Annotated in this window: 20 protein-coding genes and 1 tRNA gene; 10 read left to right on the top strand and 11 right to left on the bottom strand. The window is 68.8% G+C overall.

Going from position 1 to position 24,387, the window contains the following annotated elements; translation table 11 throughout:
* The first annotated feature begins 204 nt into the window (after positions 1 to 204).
* Genes P5F91_RS08765 through P5F91_RS08775 form a run of 3 tightly spaced genes read left to right on the top strand, consistent with a single transcriptional unit; the run spans position 205 to position 2,139 of the window.
* On the top strand, positions 205 to 864 hold the full coding sequence (locus P5F91_RS08765; RefSeq protein WP_277907022.1) for an RNA polymerase sigma factor: 660 nt from the start codon (positions 205 to 207) through the stop codon (positions 862 to 864).
* A 10-nt stretch (positions 865 to 874) separates the two neighbouring features.
* Positions 875 to 1,438 (top strand): hypothetical protein, encoded by a 564-nt coding sequence (locus tag P5F91_RS08770; RefSeq protein ID WP_145610634.1) that lies wholly within the window; start codon positions 875 to 877, stop codon positions 1,436 to 1,438.
* Positions 1,435 to 2,139, top strand: a complete 705-nt coding sequence (locus tag P5F91_RS08775; protein ID WP_145610633.1) for a periplasmic heavy metal sensor — start codon at positions 1,435 to 1,437, stop codon at positions 2,137 to 2,139. The genes P5F91_RS08770 and P5F91_RS08775 overlap by 4 nt, the downstream gene beginning before the upstream one ends.
* 42 nt (positions 2,140 to 2,181) lie before the next feature.
* On the opposite strand, the gene P5F91_RS08780 is transcribed toward P5F91_RS08775, so the two are convergent.
* A complete protein-coding gene (locus tag P5F91_RS08780) occupies positions 2,182 to 4,437 on the bottom strand; it encodes an ATP-binding protein (protein WP_277907023.1) in 2,256 nt (751 codons plus the stop codon).
* A gap of 789 nt (positions 4,438 to 5,226) precedes the next feature.
* Here P5F91_RS08780 and P5F91_RS08785 point away from each other — a divergent pair.
* On the top strand, positions 5,227 to 6,309 hold the full coding sequence (locus tag P5F91_RS08785) for a hypothetical protein (protein ID WP_277907024.1): 1,083 nt from the start codon (positions 5,227 to 5,229) through the stop codon (positions 6,307 to 6,309).
* A gap of 38 nt (positions 6,310 to 6,347) precedes the next feature.
* Entirely contained in the window at positions 6,348 to 7,745 is a 1,398-nt protein-coding gene (locus P5F91_RS08790) for a hypothetical protein (protein WP_277907025.1), read from the top strand.
* A 109-nt stretch (positions 7,746 to 7,854) separates the two neighbouring features.
* Here P5F91_RS08790 and acnA read toward each other — a convergent pair whose 3' ends face one another.
* The 5 genes from acnA to recQ form a co-directional block, all read right to left on the bottom strand.
* Positions 7,855 to 10,563 (bottom strand): aconitate hydratase AcnA, encoded by a 2,709-nt coding sequence (acnA, locus tag P5F91_RS08795; RefSeq protein WP_277907026.1) that lies wholly within the window; start codon positions 10,561 to 10,563, stop codon positions 7,855 to 7,857.
* Positions 10,564 to 10,900: 337 nt separating this feature from the next.
* Complete coding sequence (locus tag P5F91_RS08800; RefSeq protein ID WP_277907027.1) at positions 10,901 to 11,563, bottom strand: TerC family protein; 663 nt, start codon at positions 11,561 to 11,563, stop codon at positions 10,901 to 10,903.
* Between the two features lie 742 nt (positions 11,564 to 12,305).
* Positions 12,306 to 13,004, bottom strand: a complete 699-nt coding sequence (phoU, locus tag P5F91_RS08805) for a phosphate signaling complex protein PhoU (RefSeq protein ID WP_186454734.1) — start codon at positions 13,002 to 13,004, stop codon at positions 12,306 to 12,308.
* 150 nt (positions 13,005 to 13,154) lie between these two features.
* Positions 13,155 to 13,229 (bottom strand) — tRNA-Thr (locus P5F91_RS08810).
* Between the two features lie 334 nt (positions 13,230 to 13,563).
* Positions 13,564 to 15,591, bottom strand: a complete 2,028-nt coding sequence (gene recQ / locus P5F91_RS08815) for a DNA helicase RecQ (protein ID WP_277907028.1) — start codon at positions 15,589 to 15,591, stop codon at positions 13,564 to 13,566.
* 490 nt (positions 15,592 to 16,081) lie between these two features.
* Here recQ and P5F91_RS08820 point away from each other — a divergent pair, with 490 nt between their 5' ends.
* Positions 16,082 to 17,347 (top strand): polyhydroxyalkanoate depolymerase, encoded by a 1,266-nt coding sequence (locus tag P5F91_RS08820; RefSeq protein WP_277907866.1) that lies wholly within the window; start codon positions 16,082 to 16,084, stop codon positions 17,345 to 17,347.
* Between the two features lie 74 nt (positions 17,348 to 17,421).
* Here P5F91_RS08820 and P5F91_RS08825 read toward each other — a convergent pair whose 3' ends face one another.
* The 3 genes from P5F91_RS08825 to P5F91_RS08835 form a co-directional block, all read right to left on the bottom strand.
* Entirely contained in the window at positions 17,422 to 17,946 is a 525-nt protein-coding gene (locus P5F91_RS08825) for a hypothetical protein (protein ID WP_277907029.1), read from the bottom strand.
* Positions 17,947 to 17,984: 38 nt separating this feature from the next.
* Positions 17,985 to 18,503 carry a hypothetical protein gene (locus P5F91_RS08830; RefSeq protein WP_277907030.1) on the bottom strand — a complete coding sequence of 173 codons (519 nt, stop codon included), beginning with the start codon at positions 18,501 to 18,503 and terminating at the stop codon, positions 17,985 to 17,987.
* Between the two features lie 172 nt (positions 18,504 to 18,675).
* Complete coding sequence (locus P5F91_RS08835; protein ID WP_338424069.1) at positions 18,676 to 19,149, bottom strand: GNAT family N-acetyltransferase; 474 nt, start codon at positions 19,147 to 19,149, stop codon at positions 18,676 to 18,678.
* 70 nt (positions 19,150 to 19,219) lie between these two features.
* On the opposite strand from P5F91_RS08835, the gene P5F91_RS08840 reads away from it, so the two are divergent.
* Both P5F91_RS08840 and P5F91_RS08845 read left to right on the top strand, forming a co-directional pair.
* The gene (locus P5F91_RS08840; protein WP_040844380.1) at positions 19,220 to 19,891 is read left to right on the top strand and encodes a glutathione S-transferase family protein; all 672 of its coding nucleotides are present in this window, start codon (positions 19,220 to 19,222) and stop codon (positions 19,889 to 19,891) included.
* A gap of 221 nt (positions 19,892 to 20,112) precedes the next feature.
* A complete protein-coding gene (locus P5F91_RS08845; RefSeq protein WP_277907031.1) occupies positions 20,113 to 20,835 on the top strand; it encodes a hypothetical protein in 723 nt (240 codons plus the stop codon).
* On the opposite strand, the gene P5F91_RS08850 is transcribed toward P5F91_RS08845, so the two are convergent.
* Positions 20,832 to 21,719: an SDR family oxidoreductase gene (locus tag P5F91_RS08850; RefSeq protein WP_277907032.1), complete on the bottom strand. Its 888-nt coding sequence runs from the start codon at positions 21,717 to 21,719 to the stop codon at positions 20,832 to 20,834. The genes P5F91_RS08845 and P5F91_RS08850 overlap by 4 nt on opposite strands.
* A 188-nt stretch (positions 21,720 to 21,907) precedes the next feature.
* On the opposite strand from P5F91_RS08850, the gene P5F91_RS08855 reads away from it, so the two are divergent.
* Positions 21,908 to 22,762 (top strand): tetratricopeptide repeat protein, encoded by an 855-nt coding sequence (locus P5F91_RS08855; protein ID WP_145610621.1) that lies wholly within the window; start codon positions 21,908 to 21,910, stop codon positions 22,760 to 22,762.
* Positions 22,763 to 22,782: 20 nt separating this feature from the next.
* Here P5F91_RS08855 and P5F91_RS08860 read toward each other — a convergent pair whose 3' ends face one another.
* Positions 22,783 to 23,589: a hypothetical protein gene (locus tag P5F91_RS08860; RefSeq protein ID WP_145610620.1), complete on the bottom strand. Its 807-nt coding sequence runs from the start codon at positions 23,587 to 23,589 to the stop codon at positions 22,783 to 22,785.
* A gap of 326 nt (positions 23,590 to 23,915) precedes the next feature.
* Between P5F91_RS08860 and P5F91_RS08865 the strand changes: the two genes are divergently transcribed.
* On the top strand, positions 23,916 to 24,332 hold the full coding sequence (locus tag P5F91_RS08865) for a hypothetical protein (protein WP_277907033.1): 417 nt from the start codon (positions 23,916 to 23,918) through the stop codon (positions 24,330 to 24,332).
* The last annotated feature ends 55 nt before the right edge of the window (positions 24,333 to 24,387 follow it).

The following is a 24,387-nucleotide window of genomic DNA, read 5'->3' on the forward strand; positions in this document are numbered from 1 at the left end:
GGGACCGGCGTCACGGGGGCGGCGGTTTGGGGCAGGACCGCCCCCGTGACATACCTTTTACGGACGCCAACCTTGGATCCAGTCTGCGGCCCGCCTAGATTTTATTCGGCATCCTCGCCGACAGGGCATTGCCCATGGCCCGTATAAGGGGTCATGTATGCTCTTCGCGACATAGACGTCCCGGGTCACTCTTCAGGGGAACTGATGGACGAATCTGTCCAGCCGCAGCCGCGCGTGGGCACGGCTTCGGCTTCCGCCGCCGCCCCATATGCGGGCAACCCGGCCGGCACCTTGATGGGGCTGGGGCCGGAGCCGGGCGATGACGCCCTGCTGGCCCGCATCGCCCAGGGGGACCGGCAGGCCTTCGCCCTGCTGGCCGCCCGCCACGCGCCCAAGGCCATGAAACTGGCTCAGCGCGTCCTGGGCAACGCGGCCGACGCCGACGAGGTGGTGCAGGAGGCGATGCTGCGGGTGTGGACGGGGGCCAAGAACTGGATCCCCGACGGCCGCGCCCGCTTCTCCACCTGGCTGCACCGGGTGGTGGTGAACTTATGTGTGGACCGGCGCCGGCGTCCCGCCTTCGCCGGCTTGGACGGAATACCGGAGCCGCCCGACCCGACGCCATCCGCGGTGAATGTGATGGCGCGGCAACAGACGGCCAAATTGGTGTCGCAGGCCTTGGCGGAGCTGCCGGAACGGCAGCGGTTGGCCGTCACGCTCTGCTATTACGAGGAGCGCAGCGCCGCCGACGCCGCGCAAATCCTGTCCCTGTCTGTTTCGGCGGTTGAGTCGCTGTTGGCCCGGGCCCGGCGCGCGTTGCGGGCGCGCCTGTCCAGTGTGGTTCAGGATACGGGTGAGGTCTAGGGGGTTGGTCATGGCTGACAGGGAATGGTCCACGGTGGACGTGGAGGATATCGCGGCATTGACGGCCGTGTACGGCGGCAACCCCGCCCGTTGGCCGGCGGATCGCCGGGCTGCGGCGGTGCGCGCGCTGGCCATGGACGGTGCCGCGCATGAGCTGGTGGTGAACGAGGCGCGGCTGGACGCCCTGCTGTCCATGGTGGCGGAGCCGGAGATTTCCGCCGCCCGGGTGGACAGCGTGGTGGCCGGCGCCCTGGCTCGGCTGGACGCGGTGACCGCGCCGGCGGCGGCCAAGGCCGCGCCGCACAAGCTGGACACCTTCCTGCCCTCACCCTTCGACCTGGTGCGCACGGCCCTGTCGTGGCTCAGCGTGCGGGCGCCGCAGGCCGGGTGGCTGGCGGGCGCCACGGTGGCGGGCATCCTGGTGGGGGTCATGACCATGCCGTCCGCCACGCTGTCCGGCGCGGAGACCACGACGGCCCAGGCCGGAACGGCGGTGGAGACGGCGCAGGCCGACGTCACGGACATGCCCAGCCTGCTGTTCACTTCCTACACCGTGGAGACCCACGCCCGATGAGTGTGTTTTCCAGCCGGTGGCGTGGGCCCCTGCTCATCGCGTCGGTCGGTGTGAACCTGTTCCTGGCCGGCACCTTCGTCCCCCATCTTCTGCGGCACCACGAGGTGGGGCCGGAGCGTGGGCCGGCGCCCGGCCTGAACTACCGGCCGCGTCCGCTGTCCGACATCCTGCCGCCGGCGGACGCCGAGCTGCTGCAGAAGGCCATGGCGCCCGACCGTGCCGACTTCCAGGCGCTGGAGAAGCAGGCCCGGGAAAGCTGGGCCGAAATCCAGCCCTTGCTGGCGGCCGAGCCCTTCGACGCCCAGGCCTTTGCCGCTGCCCTGCGCAAGGTGGCGGACAGCCGCCGCGCCTTCGAGGCGTCGCGCCAGTCGGCCCTGGTCGACGCCCTATCCCGGATGTCGCCCGAAGGCCGCAAGAAGCTGTCGGAGATGAAGGCCCCCTTCATCCTGGGCGGTATGCATGGCCCCCGTCCGGACGGGCGCGGGCCTGACGGGCGCGGTCCGGGCGGGCCGGGATGGCCGGAGGGTCGCTTCGATCATCCGCCCTTCCCCGATGGCCCGCCCCCGCCGCCCGATGAGGGCCCGGACGGGCCGGGCCCCGCCGGCAGCCCGGCGGCGAATCCGGCGGCCACGCCGCACAATGACGGCGGCATTCCCCTCACGCCGCGGGCCCCCACCGCGACCCCGGTGACCCCGCACTGACAGGCGCGGCCTTTGATCGCGACCGGTCAAAGGCCGCTTTCGTCAGGCGACGGCGCTGTGCGAGGCGGTCGGCTGGCCGCCCAGCCATTCGCCAAGCCAGCGGTCCAGCATCTCCGCCGCCTCTTCCGCGTTGTCCCGCAGGCGGATGGCCAGGGCGCGCTGGATTTCGGGGTGGTCGTCGCGCAGGGCCTGCTGCGCCCGGCGGGCGTCGGCCGACAGCCCCGACAGGCCCACGTTGGCGGCCACGCCATAAAGGGTGTGGGCGGCCTGGCCCGCGCCTGGCAGGTCGCCACCCGACACCTTTTCCAGGAAGCGTTCCGCCGTCTCCACCAGGGTGCGGGCGGTGATGGCGATGAATTCCGGCATGTCATGAGGCCCGATGGCCTGGGCGACGGTGTCCATCTGGCGCATGTCCAGCTGGGCCGCGCCTTCCGTCGCCGGCTCCTCCGGCCAGACCCGCGCGCCGCGCGCCACCCACGCCTGGTGCATGGCCTCGACCAGCGCCTCCGGCCGCAGGGGCTTGGTGACGAAGCCGTCCATGCCCGCCGCCAGGCAGCGGCCACCGTCGGCGGCGTCGGTGTTGGCTGTGGTGGCCACCACCGGCACCTGGGCGCGCGTGGCGTCGGGCAGGGCGCGGATGCGGCGCGCCGCCTCCAGCCCATCGATGCCCGGCAGCTGCATGTCCATCAGCACCAGGTCGAAACGGCCGCGGGCCACCAGCCGGACGGCGGCGGCGCCGTCGGCGGCCACGGTGACCTTGTGTCCCCGCGCCCGCAGCAGGGCGTCCAGCACCACCTGGTTGGCGGTCACATCCTCCACCACCAGCACCGCCAGCGGCGGCAGGGCGATGGCGGTGGCCTGGGGGTCCATCGCGCCGGTGGCGGTGCCCGCCTCCGGTTCCGCCGTGGGGATGGTGAACCAGAAATGGCTGCCATCCCCCGGCCGGCTGTGGAAGCCGATCTCCCCGCCCATGGCCTGGACCAGCTGTTTGGCGATGGCCAGGCCCAGGCCGCTGCCGCCGTAGCGGCGGGTGACCTCGGCGCTGGCCTGGCCGAAGGTCTCGAACAGTCGGCCCTGCGCCGCCTCCGGCACGCCGACGCCGGTGTCGGACACGATGATGCCGAACTGAAGCCGGCCGTCGGCCAGGCGGTCGGCCGACGCGCTGATGCGCACCCAACCCCGCTCGGTGAACTTGATAGCGTTGCCCACCAGGTTCAGCAGCACTTGGCGCAGGCGCAAGGGGTCGCCCATCAGGCGTTCGGGGAAACCGGGGCCCTTGCGGATTTGCAGGTCCAGCCCCTTTTCTGCGGCGCGGCCGGCCATCAGGTTGCGCACCCCGTCCAGCAGCGGGCCGGTGTCGAAGGCCGTCCGCTCGATCTCCAGCTTGCCGGCCTCGACCTTCGACAGATCCAGCACGTCGTTCAGGATGGCCAGCAGGGATTCGCCGGACTCGTGCACGGTGCGGACATAGTCGCGCTGGCGCATCGACAGGCCTGTTTCCAGCAGCAGCTGGGTCAGGCCCAGGATGCCGGTCATGGGAGTGCGGATTTCATGGCTCAGCGTCGCCAGGAAGCTGGACTTGGCGCCGTTGGCCTGGTCGGCGGCGCGTTTGGCCGCCGTCAGGTCCAGCTGCAGTTCCAGCATGTGGCGCATGCGCAGGCAGGTCTGCCGCCCCATGCGGTAGAGGAACACGGGATAGAGCAGGCTGCTCAGGACCAGGGCCAGGCCCGGCGCGTCCGCACTGACGCTGGCGCGGGGGCCTGCCAGGGCGGTGCCCGTCAGGACCAGCAGCGCCAGGGCGGGCGGCACTAGTTGCAGCCGCAGCACCAGGGGATGGGGGGCGGTGCCGCTGGTGCGCAGGGCCATGGCTGCACCCAGCACCAGAATCAGGAAAAAGCGGCCGGCCATGTGGTCGCCCGGCCAGGCGAACAGGGGAAGCAGGCTCCACACCACCGAGGGCAGCAGGCGGGCGGTGGCCAGCAGCCGCAGCCAGGGGCGGGAATCGGTCACGTGGTCGGCCTGGGCCAGGAAACGATGAAGGGCCAGCTGTGACACGCCTACCGTCGCGACCGACAGCAGGGCCCAGGCGGCGACGGCGGGCCAGGGCGCCCAGGTGGCGGCACCGCCAGCCACTACCACCGTCAGCACCGGCACCAGCCACGCGTCCTCGCGATGGTTCAGGGCCATCAGGATCAGTTGGCCCAGTTCGATCAGCTGCCCACGCGGCACAGATTCGGCGCGGCGGCCCAGGGCTTCCAAGGGGTCGGCACGGCGGCCGCCAGAGGGGGGACGCCCCACCAGCGGGCGGTCCCTTCGCCGCAATCCCCGTTTCAAGCGCCGCACGTCCGGTTACCCCGTAGTCCGATCCGGATCGATCCGCCGGCTTTGGCGCCGGCGATTCAACAGCCAAGTGGGCCACTGCCAACTGGTCCACTGCCACATGGGGCGCGGGAGCCGACCTGATCCCTGATTAGGTAGCAGCCGGGACCCATTCCCCGCGCGGACTGTACGACGGCGGTGGGAATCGGCCAATCATATTTGCGAATGGACCGCGTAATTATCGGACAGACAAAATCCCTAAAATTTTATAATTCCGTCCGGCACCGCTCCGCCCGCGCCCCCGGGGATAAGTGGAATCCGGGTGTTGGATGGATCAATCCACGATTGCTGTCCCCCACTTGTCACGCCGGCGCGGAGAAATGGGATGAAGCTCGGCAGAAGACGCCTTTTTTCTTGCATTACAGGGCTCAAGAGCCCGAAGAATTCGCTGGGGATGGAAAATTGAATCGGCCTGACAGGCCGTGGTAACCATTAGTCCGTCGAGAACTTACGGCCGGTGCAAACCGTTTGCCGTGCCGGGACCCGCGGGGTCATAATCCGGTCTCTTGCAGGGGGCAGGGTGGCATGTTTCGGAAGGTGATGGGCTGGATCGCCGGCAAGGGGGATGATGCGTCCGCCTCGCCGGATGCTCTCCTTCCCACCAACGGGCCTGACGGCAACGGGCCCCAGGGGGAAACGTCCGGGCGGGATGCATCGCATGGACCCGGGGCGTCCGGCCAAGCGGGCGCCGGGGCGGAGCCTGCGCGCATGGACATTGGCCGATCCGATGGGGGCGGCCGATCCGATGGGGGCCGCAGCCCCGTCTTCTCTTCCCGCGCCGTGCGCGACGCCGCTGTCGTCACTTCCACCATTGAGACCATCCGCCGCTATGTCGCGGGTGAGGAACAGGCCGAGGGCCTAACCCGCAAGCTCCAGTCGCTGTCGAGCGAACAATTCGGCTTCCTGCAGATCAGTATCGATCCGGCCCTCACCGCCAAGGCGCTTGACCGGGTGGGGGAACCGCGCTCCGCCGCCGCCACGGTGCTGCGCCGCCTGCTGACCGACGTCAGCGATGGCGTCAGGGGGCCGACTGAAACCCCGGCCGCCTCCCCGGCGCCCGCACCGGTCCCCGCCGTCCGGACGGAGGCGGAGATGTCTCCGGCCCCGGCGCCCATCGCCCCGCCGGCGCCGCCCAGCGCCGCCGTGGGCACCGCTCCCCTGTCGGTCCCCGTCCAGCCGGCCCCGGCCCCCGCGGCCCAGCCCGTGCCCGGGCCGCAGCCGTCACGCGCCGGGCCGCTGTTCACCAGCCTGGCGTCCAAGGGCCGCGACGCTTCGGCCGGCCAGGCGGAGATGCGGGCCGTACCCACGCCCACCCCCCGCGTGCCGGGGGCCATGTCGCTCCGCGCCGCTCCGCCAACGCCCGTGCGCCCGTCGGCCGTCGCCGCCCCCCTGCCGGCCCGTCCCCTGTCCACGCCCAGCCAGCCGGTGCCGCCCCGCGTCGCTGCCCCTGTCGTCACCGTGCCCGGGGCGATCCGCATGGCCTCCGCCCCCGCTACCGCGGCCCGGGTGACGCTGCATTCGTTCAAGTCGACGCCGGCCCAGCCCGCGCCGGTGGCACCCGTCCCGCCCGCGCCCCCGCCTCCTTCCCCGGTGGCGGAGACGGCCGAGGCGCCGTCGCTGGTGACACCGGTGGTGGTGCAGACTCCGCCCCAGGCCTCCTCCGACGCGCCGGTGCCGCCGCCCCAGCCGCCGGTGTCGCGGCGCCCGGCCGCGGCGGTGCCGCGTCTACCACGCGAACAGGCGGACAAGCGCCGTGCCCGTCTGCTAGAAGCCATTGCCGGCGATCTCTAGACGCCAGTCCCTTTTCCCCGACCCTCGTGAGCGATGCCATGACCGACGAGCACCGTGACGCCCCAGGCCCCGATGGCGACGCCGGTCCGGGTACCCATAGCCCGGCCCCCGGTGCGCCCGCCGCTGATGCGCCGGCCGGCGATGCGCCTATCATGGACGCCGAGGTCGTGACGCCGGCTGTGCAGGAAGGGGGCGCACGGGAGGGTGAAATCGAAGAGGGCGTCGATCCCTTCGATTACGCCGAATCCATCGTCCGCGATCTGGCGCTGCATGTCGGCAGCCGGTTGCGCGACCTGCGTAACGATCTAACGGCCATGCACTCCGCCGTCGTTTCGCTACCGGAAACGATGCGCATCAATGCTCTGGGCCAGTCCATCCAGGAACTGCGTGAACGCGTGGCCCATCTGACGGGGGTGGTCAGCCATCATGCCGGCCGGCCGGCGGAAGAGGCGGAGCGCCTGTCCCGGGGCATGGGCGAGCTGAAGCATACTCTGGAAGATGTGACCCAGCGCGTGGGCGTCCTGGAAAACTGGCTCAGCCACGCCAAGGCGGTGAACGGCGTGCGCCTGCCCGACCTGCCCCCCGGCCCCCTGCCGGAACAGCTCAGTGGCCTGGTCGACCATCTGCATGAATCGCTGCTGCGCGTGGTCAACGCCGTGCGCACCACCCAGTTGGACCTGCGCGACCTGCGCGACCAGGTGAAGGGCGGCCTCCCCGCCCTGCCGCCACCCACCGGCGGTGAGGCCAAGGCCCCGGACACCGCCAGGGCGGCCGGCGACGCCGGCACCGTCCAGGCTCTGGCCGGCCGGCTGGACGCCGTGGAGGAAAAGCTGCGCCGTGCGCCCGCGTCCGCCCCGGGGGACCGGGCCGACGGCGGCACCGCCGGCCTCGCCTCCCTGGTGTTTGGCGCCTGGCCCAGCCTGATGCGGCCCACGGGGGCGGAGGCGCTGGCCCAGGCCGTGGCCTCGGTGCTGGACAGCGTGAAGCACATCCTGGGGGGCACCGTGCAGCTGCCGCAGACGCCGCAGGACGGCGGCCTGGTGGCCGTGGCCACGGGCCGGCACCGGGGCATGCCCTTGGCCATCCTGGTGGGCGTGGAGGACCTGGTGGGCCGCCACTGGGTGCTGGATGAGGCGGGCGACACCCTCAGCGACAGCGGCTTCCCCCGCGTCTCCACCCTGCGCGGCCTGATGAACGCGGCGGCCCTGGTGGAAAAGAGCCGGCCGGGCACCCTGGCCGTATCCATCCTCATCTACGGCAACGGCGTCATCAGCCAGGCGCCGACCCGCGAGGCCCTGGCCAGCCTGGCCCAGGCCGCCGGCATCCCCGGCGCCGCCGGCCGCACCCTGCTGGTGGCGGCGGGCGACCTGACGGCGGCCGGCCTGTTGCCGGTCTCCGAGGTGGGCGGTGCCGTCAGCGACCTGCAGTTTGATTGATCCATTTCCGTTCGTGAGGTCATGAAAAAAGGGGCGCAGCCCGGCCGGGTTGCGCCCCTTTCCTTTTGGCCCCGGCGATCCGAAGACCGCCGGGAACCAATACGTCTGCTTACTCGGCCGCCTGCGGCTGGTTCAGCATGTTGCGCAGCACGTACTGCAGAATGCCGCCGTGCTTGAAGTAGTCGACCTCGTCCAGGGTGTCGATGCGGCACAGCACCGGCACGGTGTCGACCTTGCCATCCGCACGGGTGATGGTCAGGGTCAGGTCCATGCGGGGCTTCAGGCCGGCCTCGACGCCGGTGATGTCGATGACCTCGGTGCCGTCCAGGCCCAGGATCTTGCGGCTGGCGCCGTCCTTGAACTGCAGGGGCAGGACGCCCATGCCCACCAGGTTGGACCGGTGGATGCGCTCAAAGCTCTCGGCCACCACGGCGCGGACGCCCAGCAGGCGGGTGCCCTTGGCCGCCCAGTCACGGGATGAGCCGGTGCCGTACTCCTGGCCGGCGAACACCACCAGCGGGGTGCCATCGGCCTGGTACTTCATGGCGGCGTCGTAGATCGACATGACGTCGCCGGTGGGGATGTACTTGGTCACGCCGCCTTCGACGCCGGGCACCATTTCGTTCTTGATGCGGATGTTGGCGAAGGTGCCGCGCATCATGACTTCGTGGTTGCCGCGGCGGGCGCCGTAGCCGTTGAAGTCCACCGGCTCCACGCCGTGGCCGATCAGGTAGGTGCCAGCGGGGCTGGTCTTCTTGATCGAACCGGCGGGGGAGATGTGGTCGGTGGTGATGCTGTCGCCCAGGATGGCCAGCGGACGGGCCTTCTTCACGTCATGCACCGCACCCGGGGTGGTGGTCATGCCTTCGAAGATCGGCGGCAGCTTCACATAGGTGCTGTCGTCTTCCCACTTGTAGGTCAGGCCGGTGGCGGTCTCGATGGACTGCCACTGCTGCGGGCCCAGGAACACGTTGGCGTAGCGCGAGCGGTACATCTCCGGCGTCAGGGACTTGGAGATGGCCTCCTCGATCTCGGCGCTGCTCGGCCAGATGTCCTTCAGGAAGACGTCCTTGCCGTCCTTGCCCTTGCCCAGCGGCTCGGTGGTCAGGTCCTTGCGCAAGGTGCCAGCCAGGGCGTAGGCCACGACCAGCGGCGGGGAGGCCAGGTAGTTGGCCTTCACCTGCGGGTTCACGCGGCCTTCGAAGTTGCGGTTGCCCGACAGGACGGAGCAGGCCAGCAGGTCGTTGGCGTCCACCGCGGCGCCGATGGCCTCGGGCAGCGGGCCGGAGTTGCCGATGCAGGTGGTGCAGCCGTAGCCGACCAGGTTGAAGCCCAGCTTGTCCAGGTATGGGGTCAGGCCGGCGGCGTTCAGGTAGTCGGTCACGACCTGGCTGCCAGGGGCCAGCGAGGTCTTCACCCACGGCTTCGTGGCCAGGCCGGCCTCGACCGCCTTCTTGGCCAGCAGGCCGGCGGCGACCAGCACGTTGGGGTTGGAGGTGTTGGTGCAGCTGGTGATGGCCGCGATCACCACGTCACCGTGGTCGACCGTGAAGTCCTCACCGGCGACCTTGGCCGGGTTGCTGGCGGGCTTGCCGGCATAGTCCTTGGCGAACACGCCCTCGAACTCGGTCTTGGCGTTGGACAGCAGCACGCGGTCCTGCGGGCGCTTCGGGCCGGCCAGCGAGGACTCGACGCTGTTCAGGTCCAGTTCCAGCGTGTCGGTGAACACCGGCTCCGGGCTGTTGGCGTCGCGCCACATGCCCTGGGCCTTGGCATAGGCCTCCACCAGGGCGACGCGGTCGGCGTCACGGCCGGTGAAGTTCAGGAAGCGGATGGTCTCGGCGTCGATCGGGAAGATGCCGCAGGTGGCGCCGTATTCCGGGGCCATGTTGGCGATCGTCGCGCGGTCGGCCAGGGTCAGGGCGTCCAGGCCGGGGCCGAAGAACTCCACGAACTTGCCCACCACGCCCTTCTTGCGCAGCATCTGGGTGACGGTCAGCACCAGGTCGGTCGCCGTGGCGCCTTCCTTCAGCTTGCCCGTCAGGCGGAAGCCGATGACTTCCGGGATCAGCATGGAGATGGGCTGGCCCAGCATGGCCGCCTCAGCCTCGATGCCGCCCACGCCCCAGCCCAGCACGCCCAGGCCGTTCACCATGGTGGTGTGGCTGTCGGTGCCGACCAGGGTGTCGGGGTAGGCGACGGTGGCGCCGGTCTGGTCGCCGTCGGTCCACACGGTCTGGGCCAGGTACTCAACGTTCACCTGGTGGCAGATGCCGGTGCCGGGCGGCACGACGCGGAAGTTGTTGAAGGCCTTTTGGCCCCAGCGCAGGAAGGCGTAGCGCTCGCCGTTGCGCTGGAATTCGACGTCGACGTTCTTCTGGAAGGCGTCGGGGCCGCCGAAGTAGTCCACCATCACCGAGTGGTCGATGACCAGGTCGACGGCGGTCAGCGGGTTGATGCGCTCCGGCTTGCCACCCAGGCCCACCATGGCCTCGCGCATCGCGGCCAGGTCGCACACGGCGGGAACGCCGGTGAAGTCCTGCATCAGCACGCGGGCGGGGCGGTAGGCGATCTCACGGTCGCTGCGGCGGTCGACCAGCCACTGGGCGGCGGCCTTCACGTCGTCGACGCTGACGGTGCGGCCGTCCTCAAAGCGCAGCAGGTTCTCCAGCAGCACCTTCAGGCTGTAGGGCAGGCGGGACAGGTCGCCCAGGCCGGCTTCCTCAGCCGCCTTGAGGCTGAAGTAGTCATAGCTCTTGCTGCCGACGCTCAGGCTGCGGCGGGTTTTCAGCGTGTCGTGACCGGTGATCGTGGACACAGGAGTGGCCTCCTAGGGGAAGGGGATGGTACCGCGTCGCCGGCACCCTTCAGCGGGTGTCATGGCCAACGATGCGGACGGCCATTCCGACACCCTTCGCGACGCCCCTTATGAAGCCCTTATGAAATAGGAATACCGGGCTGGGGACGTGCGTGATCGAAGGCTTGCGCGGAAAGGCGCGCGCGCGAGGTTTACCGCTTTTTGCGCCTGCGATCAAATGCCCGGACGGTTGCGGCAGGGGCGACATCGCATGCCTCCCCTGCCGAGATTCCCCGGCGCGTTGACGGAACAACCTGGGAGCCCGGCGCCGCCGTCAGGCGACGCCCACTGCCGGACGTCAAATGCGGCGGATCATGTCGATCAGGGGCTGGGCGAACGGGGCCACCTCGGTACCGCCATCCCAGATCATATGGCAGGCGACATAGGCGATGATGGCCAGCCCGATGTAGGAGATCCAGAAATAGCGGGCCAGCAGGCGGGCGATCAGGGTGGCGGCCGCACCCATCAGGGCGACGGACAGCACCAGGCCCAACACCATGACCCAGGTGTGGTCCTCGGCGGCGCCCGCCACGGCCAGCACGTTGTCCAGCGACATGGAAACGTCGGCCAGCGCGATCTGCCGGATGGCCGTGCCCACACTCTTCCCCGCCAGCGACGGGATGTGGGGTTCCCCCTCGGCCGCTTCCGCCTGTTCCTTGCCGTGCTGGCGCAGCTCGCGCCACAGTTTCCAGCACACCCACAGCAGCAGGATTCCGCCGGCCAGGGTCAGGCCGATAATGTCCAGCAGGCGGGTCGCCAGCAGGGCGAAGCCGATGCGCATCAGCACGGCCACCCCGATGCCCCAGAAGATGACCTTGCGGCGCTTTTCAAGCGGCACGCCGCTGGCCGCCATGCCCACCACCAGGGCGTTGTCCCCTGCCAGGACGAGGTCGATCAGCAACACCTGGATCAGGGCGGTCAATTCAGCAAGCAGCATGGGGAAGGCAGCCGTTCCGGTCATGGATCGACCCTTCATAACACGGCTGCGGCATAAGCGCGCGCTGGATCACATCCGGTCTTGGCCGAACCGGAGGCGCAACGGCCCAAGTCACCGTGTGCTTTACCTGACGTGGTTGCGGCGCCGTTCAGAAACGACCGAGGGTGGCGAAGTGTATTTTGGATAAAATACGGCCCGCACACTTCAAGAAGTGGCGGGCCGAGAGTTTTGGCAGTTGGGTCCTGCTCTGTGATACAGGACACATTACCTAAAGCTCATGGCGTAAAAGATGTCAAGCAATGAACCGGTAGCAAAAGGATATGTATTCTTTTACGCGACGCCGCGTTTTCAAATCCTTTCCTAAGATCGTAGCTCATCACCCAAATGATGAACGGGTTAATTCATATAATCCGAACCTGTGGTTGGGGTTGATTTGGCAACCGTGACAGGTCTCGGCGTCGCGAAATTCGGCTAAGCGCCTCGCGGGAAAAGAAAAAGCAGATGTGGGCAAGTTGTGGGGACACACGCCTCCCGGGAACCTGAAACTAGGCGATAGGGGTAGTCCCCCTACAGCCGGCCAGCCGCGTCCTGGGCCGCCATCGGGCGTTGGTGGATCAAGGGCGCGCGCCGTCTGGCGCCGGCTCGCGCGGGACGGCCGTGCAAAAACGCCGGGCCGCCAGACTCGGGAACGGGGAGCGGCGGCCCGGGAGGCCGTCAACCGGGAACCGGAACCGTCTGGCCCCGGCCGGTACAAGCGGTCAGTTGATCAGTGCGCCTCGCCGCCGCGCGGACGGCCGGGGTCCACCAGCGTGCCGGTGGCGTCGAACTGCACCATCTCGGCGATGTTGGTGGCCAGATCCCCCACGCGCTCCAGGTTCTTGGCGATGAACTGCAGGCTGGTGCAGGCTTCGATCAGGCTGGCATCCTTGGCGACGAAGGCGAAAATCTCCTGCGTCACGCCGGCGTGCATGTCATCCAACTCCGCATCACGGCGCCAGACTTCGGCGGCCAAGGCGGTATCGCGGCGGGTGAAGGCCTCGATGGCGCCGGCCAGCTGCTTGCGGGCCAGGTCCGACAGGCGCCCGACCGAGGCCGTGGCGCTGATGGCGGGGACGCTGTTCAGCACCAGGGCGCGCTTGGCCATGTTCTTCGCATAGTCGCCGACGCGTTCCAGCGCGTTGGCGGCCTTCAGGGCGGCCAGGGTGTGCCGCAAGTCGATGGCCATGGGATGCCGCAGGGCCAGCAGGCGGATGATCAGGCTTTCGACCTCATGCTCCAGCGCGTCCAGCACCTGGTCCTGCGCCACGGTCTCACGCGCCAGCGCGTCGTCGCGCTCCAGCACGGCGCGGGTCGCCTGTTGAAGCTGTTGTTCGGCCCGGCCGCCCATTTCCGCCAGCAGCGCGTCCAGGCGCTGCAGCTCGTTTTCGTAGGAGGTGACGATGTGACGGGGCAACTGCTCGGACATGGGCGGTGCATCCAGCGATGGGTGGAAACCAGGGTGGCGCCACCATACCGTCATCATATTGCAATCGTGCGACCGTGCGTCGCAGGGGATGGCAATTCCGCGCCCAGCTGGACGTTCGTCAGACCGATGATGCGGGGATGATGGGAAGGATGGTGCCCCAAGTCGGATTTGAACCAACGGCCTACCGCTTACGAAGCGGTTGCTCTACCACTGAGCTATTGGGGCGCCCCTTGGAATGGAGGGGGGTATTAGCAGACCGAAACGCGGATGGCAACAGCGCGGTGAGGTTTTGAGTCTATTTAGTTTGCCTCAGGCGCCGGCGGGGCATCCGCCCCTTGGCTGTCCTCGATTTCCAGTCCGCTACGCTCCCCGGAAATCTCCGGCGGACGCGGTCGCGTCCTTGTCGCTACGCTCCAGGTGCGCCCGCTCGGCCAGGGTGCATGAGGCCCAGTTCTCATGGAACTGGGCTAGGCCGCGACCGCGGCCGCCGCAGCGAGCACCGCAGGGGGCAGCGAGGAAGCCAAGCGGCCGGATGGCCGCGCCCGGCGTTTGAGGGAATCTATCCAGCCTCGGAGAGGATGGCGTCCAAGAAAGTCGCGCCATAGCGCTCCAGCTTGCGCACGCCCACGCCGGGCAGCAGGCCCAGGCCGGTCAGGTCGCGCGGGCGGCTGATCACCATTTCCATCAGCGTGCTGTCGTGGAAGATGACGTAGGGCGGCACGCCCTGGGCCTTGGCCAGTTCCAGGCGCACGGCCTTCAGCTTGTGCCACAGCTTGTCATCCGGCGGGGCCAGCGAGGGGCCCGCGCGTCCGCCGCCGGCACGGCCGCCGCCGCGGCGCCCGTCGCCTGACAGCACGGCGCGATCGCGGCGCAGGCGCACCGTCTCCTGCCCCTTCAGCACCGATGCCGCCTGGTCGGTCAGCATCAGGCCACCATGGCCCTCCGGGTCGGCCGTCAGGTGGCCCAGCGCCACCAGTTGGCGGAACACCGTCTGCCAGTCGCCCTTGGAAATTTCAGCACCACAGCCGAAGGTCTTCAGCTGGTCGTGGCCGAAACGCACCACCTTCTCCGTGGCGCCGCCGCGCAGCACGTCGATCAGGTGGCCCACGCCGAACTTCTGGCCGGTGCGATAGACGGCCGACAGCGCCTTCTGCGCCGCCACCGTGCCGTCCCAGGTCTCCACCGGCTCGAAACAGGTGTCGCAGTTGCCGCAGTTGCCGGGATGCTCCTCGCCAAAATAGGTCAGCAGCACCTGGCGGCGGCAATGGGCGGTCTCGCAGAAGCCCAGCAAGGCGTCCAGCTTGCGCCGCTCCGTCCGCTTGTGCTGGGCGCTGCTGTCCGAGGCGTCCATCATCTGGCGCAGCATGACCACGTCCTGCAGGCCGTACAGCATCAGGGCGTTGGCGGGCAGGCCATCGCGGCCGGCGCGGCCGGTTTCCTGATAATAAGCCTCCAGGCTCTTGGGCGCGTCCATATGCACGACGAATCGGACGTTGGGCTTGTCGATGCCCATGCCGAAGGCGATGGTCGCCACCACCACCACGCCCTCGCCCTTGATGAAGCGGTCCTGGTTGGCCTGGCGCACGGACGCATCCAGCCCGGCGTGGTAGGGCAGGGCGTCCAGGCCCTGTTCCTTCAGCCAGTCGGCCAGCGCCTCCACCCGGGCGCGCGACAGGCAATAGACGATGCCCGCGTCCTCCGCATGGTGGCGGCGAATGAAGTCCAGCAGCTGCCGGCGCTCATTATCCTTGGGCGCCACGCGATAGGTGATGTTGGGCCGGTCGAAACTGGAGACGAACTGCCGCGCCTCGCCCAGGGCCAGGCGTTCCACGATGTCGGCCTGGGTCTGCGCGTCGGCCGTGGCCGTCAGCGCGATGCGCGGCACGGTGGGGAAACGCTCGTGCAGCACCGACAGCTGCAGGTATTCCGGCCTGAAGTCGTGGCCCCATTGGCTGACGCAGTGCGCCTCGTCCAGGGCGAACAGGCTGATGCGGGACCTATCCAGCAGTTCCAGGAAGCGCGGGGTGACCAGCCGCTCCGGCGCCACGTACAACAGGTCCAAATCGCCGCGCTCGCACGCGCGCTCGACGTCCAGCGCCTCGCGCCAGTCCAGGGTGGAGTTGAGGTAGGCGGCGCGCACGCCCGCCTGGCGCAGGGTGTCCACCTGGTCGCGCATCAGGGCGATCAGGGGGCTGACGACGATGGCCACACCCGGCCGCGCCAGGGCCGGGATCTGGAAGCACAGCGACTTGCCGCCGCCGGTGGGCATCAGCACCAGGGCGTCGCCGCCCTGGATGACGTGGGTGATGATGTCTTCCTGGTTGCCGCGGAAGGCGGAATAGCCGTAGACGCGCTTCAGGATGTCCCGCGCCGTCGCCACCGGGTCCCGCGTGCCCTGCGGCGCATCATCCTCCGGCCAGTCGCCGTGGATGATGCTGGGCTCCGGCGCGTCGCCGTAATGGTCGGGCACGAAGTCACCGGCCTCCGGATGCCCGGAGTCATGGAAGCCGGCATCCGGATAACCGGTGTCCGGAAAATCAGGCTCCTGATCGAACAGGCTGACGGAAAGGGGCCGGGCGTGGGACATGACGGCTCTGGGGCATGGCCCGCCGTAAGGCGCAGGCAGGGCCAGGGATAGCGGTGCGGAGCTAGGATAAGCCCATATCTAGGGGCCCCGCAGGGTCGCTGTCCACTGCTTCCTGTGGCTTTCGCCATCATGGCCGGAACATCGCGGGAACGCCGGCGGTTTAAGGATGGACCACCCGGCGCGGGACCGCCGTCCTTCTTTTTGAGGAGAGGCCAGGATCACGAGACGGCTTGAAGAAATCGGTCTTTCATTGCGAGAATGTGACCGGTATCGTTCGCCCCCTTCATTAAGGGCCTTTTCATCCTTACCTACGTAGGATAAGGGACGAGGCGTAGTTGAATGGCCGCCTACCCCCTCGGATATAGGTCCGGGGCCGGCAGTTGGGTAAGCGGCGCGCCTGGGGCCGCCATCGCGGCAAGCCTTCGTGTCCCCGAGACGCCGCCCAACCCACCGCAAGGGATGTCCGGCGCCGCCACGTCCAATGACGAGGATGATCCGCGTGCTGTACCAGCTGTTTGACATGCACCATGCCGCCCTGACCCCGCTCCGCCTCGTGGCGGAGGCGACGCAGGCGACCTTCCGCAATCCCTTCGTCCCGGCCTCCTACACCGGCATGGGCCGCGCCATGGCCGCCGCCGGCGAGCTGATCGAGCGCACGACGCGCCGCTGGGGCAAGCCGGAATTCGGTCTGAACATCACCCACATCGACGGCCGCGAGGTCGCGGTGACGGAAGAGGCGGCGCTGCGCAAGCCCTTCTGCGTCCTGCGTCATTTCCAGCGCGCCACGCCGCACAGTGATCCCAAGGTGCTGGTGGTGGCGCCGATGTCGGGCCACTACGCCACTCTGCTGCGCGGCACGGTGGAGGCGCTGCTGCCCTCCCACGACGTCTATATCACCGACTGGGTGGATGCGAAGCTGGTGCCCCTGTCACGCGGTCGCTTCGACTTCGACGACTACGTCGAATACGTCATGGATTTCATCCGCTTCCTGGGTCCGGACACCCATGTCATCGCCGTTTGCCAGCCGGCCGTGCCGGTCCTGGTGGCCGCGGCCGTCATGGCGCAGATGGAAGATACCTGCCAGCCGCGCAGCATGACCCTGATGGGCGGCCCTATCGACACCCGCGTGTCGCCCACCCAGGTGACCCAGCTGGCCGAAACCCGTGACATCGGCTGGTTCGAACGCACGGTGACCACCTCGGTCCCGGTCTACTATCCGGGCGCCATGCGCCACGTCTACCCGGGCTTCATCCAGCTGACCGGCTTCATGTCCATGAACCTGGACCGGCACGTCGGCGCCCACGTCGACCTGTTCAAGCACCTGGTGCGCGGCGATGGCGAGAGTGCGGAGGCCCACCGCCGCTTCTACGATGAATATCTGTCGGTCATGGACCTGACGGCGGAGTTCTACCTGCAGACGGTCAAGATCGTGTTCCAGGACCACGACCTGCCCAAGGGCACCCTGGAATACCGCGGAATGCGCGTCGACCCGTCGGCCATCAAGAAGACGGCGCTGTTCACGGTCGAGGGTGAGCTGGACGACATCTCCGCCCCCGGGCAGACGGTGGCGGCCCACGCGCTGTGCAGCGGCCTGGACGACGGCATGAAGCGGCACCACCTGCAGGCCGGTGTCGGCCACTACGGCATCTTCAACGGCCGCCGCTGGCGCGAGCACATCATGCCGCGCGTGCGCGACTTCATCCGCAGCCATGATCGCGTGGCCGTGGCCAAGCCGCGCCGGGGGACCGCTGTCTGATCGACCGGTGATGCGCTGAGATGGAAGGGCGGTCCCGCTGGGGCCGCCCTTTTATTTGCCGGCTTTCAGACGGATCACAGATTGGGCTTAGGCGTCACGCAGGCGGTGCCGACCAGGCCATCCTTTTGCATGCGGCTGGTGATGGCGTAGGACAGTTCCTCCGCCGCCTTCAGGTGCTGATTGAGTTCAATGGTGGCTTTCCAGACGATGGCCTTGCCGTGCCTGTCGTACAGGGACACCAGATAATCGACGGTGTTGTCGTAACCCTGTCGCGTCTGTTTGGTCCAGGCGATATCCAGGACGGCGTCGGGGGCGGCGTCATCGATGGCTTTGGGGGTGGCCAGGGCCTGTACGGCATAGCCCGTGGCGGTGATGCCACATCCCTCGAACCCGGCCTTCAGCAGGGCGAGGACGTGCCCGGTCTCGTTGCCGTCAACAGTGATCAGCGTCTTTCCCAGGTTGGGCAGGATGAACAGCTTCTTGATGTTGGGGGTATAGTCGGCCGCCCGGTTCGATTCGACCTTGGTGCTGGAAACGCACCCGCAGACGGACAGTAGGGCCGCTACGGCGGCGGCCGTCAGGATTTTCCTGGAAGTCATGATCCCCATCCCACACGTGTTGATTGTCTGGCCGCCCGTCACGACGCCTTGGGCGCCTGGCAGGAGGCGCCCAGCAGCGCATCCTTTTTCATCTGGCCGATCAGGGTACCCGCCATTTCCGCCCCGGCCTTGTAGTGCTGGTTCAGGGTGATGGTTGCCGTCCACACCACCGACCGGCTCTTCGGGTCGTAGAGGTTGGCGGTGTAGTCGATGACGTGCGTGGTCCGGCCCGAGACATCCTTGCTCCAGGACAGCTCCAAGACGGCGTCGGGGCCGAACTGGGCCACCTGCTGGGGCAGGGTGTCCTTCAGCGCCAGTGGGTCCCTGGTATGGAATTCCGCTTTGACGCCGCAGCTGTCCAGGCTGGCCTTGGTCAGCGTGATGAAATCGTCGGTTTCATCGCCGAACGTCGTGCGCAGGCCGTTGCCCATATTGGTGATCACGAACAGTTTCGTGAGGGCGGCCGTGTATTGTGGCGATTTACTGGACTGGCTCGTGCTGCTGGAGGTGCAGCCACAGATGCCAAGCAGCGCGGCCATGGTGATGGCCGTCTTCATTTTTCCAGGAAGCATTTCCCCGTCCCATCTATGCATAAATCAACTTGCCCGCTGTGGCGAACCAATGACTTGGCCCCAATATCAGGAGGATTGAGGGGTGATCGGTGGCATTTCTGTCAGTAAAACACCGGTCGTGGCTCGGGATGCGCCCCGCGTCGGATTGACGCATGCGCTACAGCCGGATGACGTAGCGCACGAAGCCGTCCGCGCCGTCGGTCACGCTGTCGTACAGGCGGCGGGCGGTGGCGTTGGTCTCGTGCGTGTGCCAGTAGACGCGGCCCCAGCCATGTTCGCGGCCCAGTTCGGCCAAGCGCCCGATCAGGGCCCGGCCCACGCCCTGGCCGCGCGACGCCGGGTCGGTGAACAGATCCTCCAGATAGCAGATCAGGCTGGTGCCCCAGGTGTTGGGGTGCAGGACGTAGTGGCAGAAGCCCAGGACGCGCCCCTCCGCGTCGCGAGCCACCAGCGCCTTCAGGGCCGAATTTGGATCGTGCAAGCGCGCCCATAACGTGGTTGTCACGCCCGGATCCACGCTGACCTGGTAAAAAGCGCAGTATTGATCCCATAGGGGGCGCCATGCGGCCTCGTCATTGGCGCCAATGGGCTCTATCTTAATTTCTGGGCGGGGTGACTCGGGCATGGCCATAGGGTGATCTCCGCTTAAGGCCTTTAGGCTCTATTGAAATCCACGCGCTTACGTTAGATTGCCGGCCCACATGCGTACACTTGTCCACCATCCCTTGTCCCCCTTCGCGCGCAAGGTCCGCGTCGTGCTGGCGGAAAAGCGCCTCGAGGTCGAACTCGAGGTCGAAAAGCCCTGGGAACGCCGTGAGGAGTTCCTGGCGCTGAATCCGGCTGGCGAATTGCCGGTGCTGGTCGAGGATGACGGGGCGACGGTGGTGGAACATGCCGCCATCTGCAATTACCTGGAAGAGGCCTACCCCCACGCCCCCACGCTGCTGGGCCGCGAGGTCCTGCTGCGGGCGGAGGTGCGGCGCCTTGCCGCCTGGTTCGACGTCAAGTTCAACCAGGAGGTGACGGAAAACCTGGTGGGGGAGAAGCTGATCAAGCGCTTCTCCGGTTCCGGCACGCCGCATGCCCAGGCCATCCGCGCCGGCCTCGCCAACATCCACTACCACCTGGACTACATCGCCTATCTGGCGGACCGGCGGAAATGGCTGGCCGGGGACGACTTCTCGCTGGCCGACATCGCCGCGGCGGCGCACCTGTCGACCATCGACTATCTGGGCGACGTGCCCTGGGACCAGCATCCTGAGGCCAAGGACTGGTACATGCGCATCAAGTGCCGTCCCAGCTTCCGCCCCCTGCTGGGTGACCACCTGCCGGGCGCCCCACCGCCCAAGCATTACGCGGATTTGGATTTCTGACTTCCCTCAGACGGCGGGCGCGGGCATTCGCCCTTTCTAGTCCGCTACGCTCCCCGGAAAGCTCCGGCGGCCCCGGTCGGGGCCTACAGTGGCATGAGATGCCGCTGGGGGGGGAGCGTTCGGGGCGTCGTTCCCGCCATAAATCCGCCGCGACCCTTTGCCACAAGCGGGGGGACCGCCGGGGCATTCCGCTTCGGCCGAGGAACGATGGGTGGACCCCGATGCGTAGCCTGATTGCCGCCTCCCTGATCGCGACCGCCAGCTTGGCCTTACCCCTGGCCGCCGCCCCCGCCACGGCGCAGGTCATGGCGGCGCAGCCGGTGCAGGACCAGGTGACCCTGACCCTGACGGCGGAAGACTGGGTGAAGACCGACACGGCGCGCGTGTCGCTGACGGTGGATGCCGGCGGCGGCAACGCCGGTTCCGCCCGCGCCGACGTGCTGAAGGCGGCGCAGGCCGTGTCGGACAAGGGCGAGTGGCGCGTCGTCTCCTTCGACCGGCAGCAGGACGCCGCCGGCCTGGACCATTGGCGGGCGGCGCTTGAGGCCCGCCTGCCGGAAGCGCAGTTGGGCGGCCTGGCCGACCGCGCCCGCCAGGCCAGCCGCGCCGGCCTGCAGATCCGGGTGGAAGGCGTGGACTTCACCCCCACCCTGGCGGAGCAGGAGGCCGTGCGCACCCGCCTGCGCGAGACGCTGTACCGCCGCGTGACGGAGGAGATGAAGGGCCTGAACGCCGCCTTCCCCGGCCGCGACTTCCGCGTCGGCCGCGTGGACTTCAACGCGCCCGTGGTCTCCGGCGGCTTGCGGCGCGCGCCGATGATGGCCATGGACAAGATAGCGGCAGAACCACCAGAGGACGGCGGGCTGGACGTGGCGCAGAAGGCGACGCAGACGGCCCACGTCACCTTCTCGGCCTACGCGCCGGCGGCCCCTGCCGGGCGCTAAACCTGGCGCTCAGCCGCCAGCTGGTCCGCCAGTCCTTCGCGATAGCTGGGATAGCGCAAGGTCACCCCCAGTTCCGCCTTGATGCGGGCGTTGGAGATGCGCTTGTTCTCGCCATAGAAGCTGGTGGCCATGGGCGACAGCTCGGCCTGCTCGAACGGCACCAGCGGCGGCGGCTCCAACCCCAGCAACTCGGCGGCGTAGGTCACCACGTCGGGGGAGGGGCAGGGGTGATCGTCGGCCACGTTGTAGATGGCGCCGGGGTTGGGCCGCCCTATGCTGGCGATGATCGCGCTGCCCAAATCGTGGATGTGGATGCGGCTGAACACTTGGCCCTTCTTGTCCACCCGCCGGGCGGTGCCCGCCCGCACCTGGTCCAGGGCGCTACGCCCGGGGCCGTAGATGCCGGGCAGGCGGAAGCGGTGCACGGGTAGGCCGTGGGTGTCGTGCAGGGCCATCCATTGCGCCTCCGCCACGGCGCGGGCCTTGCCCCGTTCCGTGCTGGGCTGCACGGGGGCCGACTCGTCCACCCAGCCGCCGTCCTTGTTACCGTAGACGCCGGTGGTGGAGAGATAGCCCACCCAGCGCAGATTAGGCAGCGCCAGGATATCGGGCGTCAGGGCCGCCAGCACCCTGTCGCCTTCCGCCGTGGGCGGCACCGAGTCCAGCAGATGGGTGGTGCCGGCGAGGGCGCCCCGCTCCAGCGGTTGGTCGGGACTGAACACATGGGCCTCGATGCCCTGGGCGCGCAGGGCCGCTGCCTTCTCCGCCGTGCGGCAGGTGCCGGCCACCTGCCAGCCGGCGTCCAGCAGGCGGTGGGCCAGGGCCGTGGCGCTGAAGCCCAGGCCGAAGCAGAACAGGCGGCCGGGAGTGGGGGATTGCGGCATGCGAACCAGGCTCCATTTAACCAGTGGGGCGCGGATGTGCGACCCCCGCACCATCGGGATGGCAGGGACCCGCGCCTGCCGGGGCGGGGCCCGCCCGTGCTATCCTGCAACCCGAGGCCGCGCCTGCAAAGGGATGGCCCGGGATGAAAGCACTTGCGATCCATCCGCCATTCGGGACTCTAGGCGCCATGATGATTACCCTCAAGCTTCCCCACCTTTCCAGCCGTGTTCTGGCCGCCACCACAATCCTCGGCGGCACCATCCTCTGCGGTATCGCCACCGGCGCCGGCGCCGTGCCCGTGGCGCTGAACCGTGACACCTGCCTGCAGCGGGCCAAGGAATTGCCCGACTTCGCCTATGCCGAGGCCCAGCTGTGGGAGAAGAAGGGTGGCGGCAACGACGCCCGCCTGTGCCAGGCCATGGCCCAGCTGTTCCGGGGGGAATACAAGGAATCGGCGGTGGCGCTGGAGGCGGTGATCCCCGTCCTGGGCCTGCCGCCCAAGGTGACGGCCGGTTTGTGGGGCAAGGCCGGCTGGGCCTGGTTCAACGCCAAGGAACACGCCAAGGCCGACACCGATTACACCAAGGCCATCGGCCTGCAGCCCGAGGACCCCGACCTGCTGATCGATCGCGCCACGGAACGGGCAGGGGCGGAGCGCTGGTGGGATGTGTTGCGCGACCTCGACCGGGCGCTCAGCCTGGATGGCGGCCGCGTCGATGCCATGGTCATGCGGGCGGAGACCAAGCACCGCCTGGGTCGTGACGTGGAGGCCGGGCGTGATCTGCGCATGGCCCTCTCGCTGGATCCGGATAACGCCCAGGGCCTGCTGCTCAGCGGCAACATCAAGGCCGACCGGGGGGATAAGCCGGGTGCCAAGGCCGACTGGACCCACGCCGTGCAGGTCGCGGGCGACAGTGCCGCCGGCGCTGCGGCCCAGGACAACCTGGCCCGGTTGGACGGCAAGGATCCGATGAAGGATGACGCGCCGGGCAAGGCGCCGAAGGCGGATGCCAAGACCGAGGACAAGCCCAAGGGTCAATGACCGGCCTTGTCTGAAGGGCCTTAACCCGGGACGCGGCGAACCGCGACTTCGGTGGCTTGACCCAGCCGCCGCCGCTCGACGTAGCCCACGGTCGTGCCCTGCTCGGTCCGGGCGCGCACCTTGACCCAGCCGCCGGGCACACCGCCAGCCGGCACGTCTTCCGCCAGCACCTCCAGCTCCGTGGTCGGCGGCAGCAGGGCTACGGCCGCCTGCTGGTTGGTGGGGGCCGGGTAGAGGAAGGCGCTGCGCCCCGCTACGGTGACATGCGCCTTGGCTGGGGTGAGCAGCAGGGCGGCACGCGCCAGCAGGGCTTGGCCGGTGTCGGTGCCCGTGGCGCCGGCGGGTGGTATATAGGCGCGCGTCGCCACGGTCGCGGCGACACCCACCAGGGCCGCCAAGACGTAGCCGCGCCAGCGGCCGCGCGGCTTCATCTTGGGCGAGCGGGCCGGTTTGGCGGCGGCACCGGCCTGGTGGCGGGCCGCTACCAGCTCGCTGACCAGTTGGCCTGCCTGGTCCTCTGCCTCGTCGGCGCGGGCCTGGGCCACGCGCAGGGCACGCAAGGCTTCCTCCCGCTGGCGCTCCAAGGCCAGGATGCGGTCCTCCAGCGACCGGGTGTCAGGCTGCGGCGGGGGCGGGGCCGTGCGATAGACCACCTTGGCCGGGGACTGGATCCACTGGCCCACATCGTTGAAGCCCAGGCCCCGCTTGGGCAGCAGGCGGCGCAGCTTGGCCAGCGCCGTCACCGCCTCGCCCTCGAAATCCGAACCCAGCAGGCGGACCAGCTTCGCCACCTGCTCGCGATTGGCTTGTTCGTTGTCGGTCGTCATGCCGGCGCCTCAAGAGATGATGCGCTGGGTTAACGGCGGCGGTTTTGGCGGGTTCCGTGGAAAATGGGCGGCGGCCGGAAGGCTTAAGCGGACCTCCGCCGTCCGGCGAAGGGGCCGTTTTCCCGTCCGTCGGGACGCGTGCACGGCCGCGCCAGGCTGGGGGAAGGGCGGAGGAAAGTCTTAACCTTCCAGCAAGAAGTTCGGCGGAAAGGCCGCGATCATATCCCGCCTTCGCCACAATCCGGTCGAACGGCGGCCCCCTTCCCTTGGGACTATGACCCTGCGCCCCGATGGTGGGACGCCCGATCAAATTAAGGATCACGACCATGAGCATGTTCGCCCACCGCCGTCCCCTGCTGGCCCTCGCTACCGCCGCGGCCGTGATGGTGCCAGTGGCGTTCTCCGCCGGGGCGTTCGCGGCGGATACCCCCGCCGCCCCGGTCCCTGCCGTCCAGGCCGCCGCGACCCAGGTTAGCGCGACCACGGCCGCCCCGGTGCAGAAGGCTCCCGAGGCCGCCGCCACGGCCGCCAAGGCCGACGTCGCCAAGACCACGGAAGCCGCCAAGCCGGCGGTGGAAGCCAAGGGTGCGGCGGTGAAGACCGAGGTGAAGGCCACGGAAGCCAAGACCGAAGCCAAGGCTGAGGGCGCGAAGACCGAGACCAAGACGGTTGCCCACCATCATGTGAAGAAGGCCAAGGCCGAGGTGGCCAAGACCACCGAGGCGGCCGCGCCCAAGAAGTAAGCGCGCCCGACCTTCCCCATCCGTCTACCAGGACGGCCCCGGCCTCAGCGGTCGG

Origin of the sequence: Nitrospirillum amazonense (genome assembly GCF_029594735.1) — a bacterium.
GTDB classification, from domain to species: domain Bacteria; phylum Pseudomonadota; class Alphaproteobacteria; order Azospirillales; family Azospirillaceae; genus Nitrospirillum; species Nitrospirillum amazonense.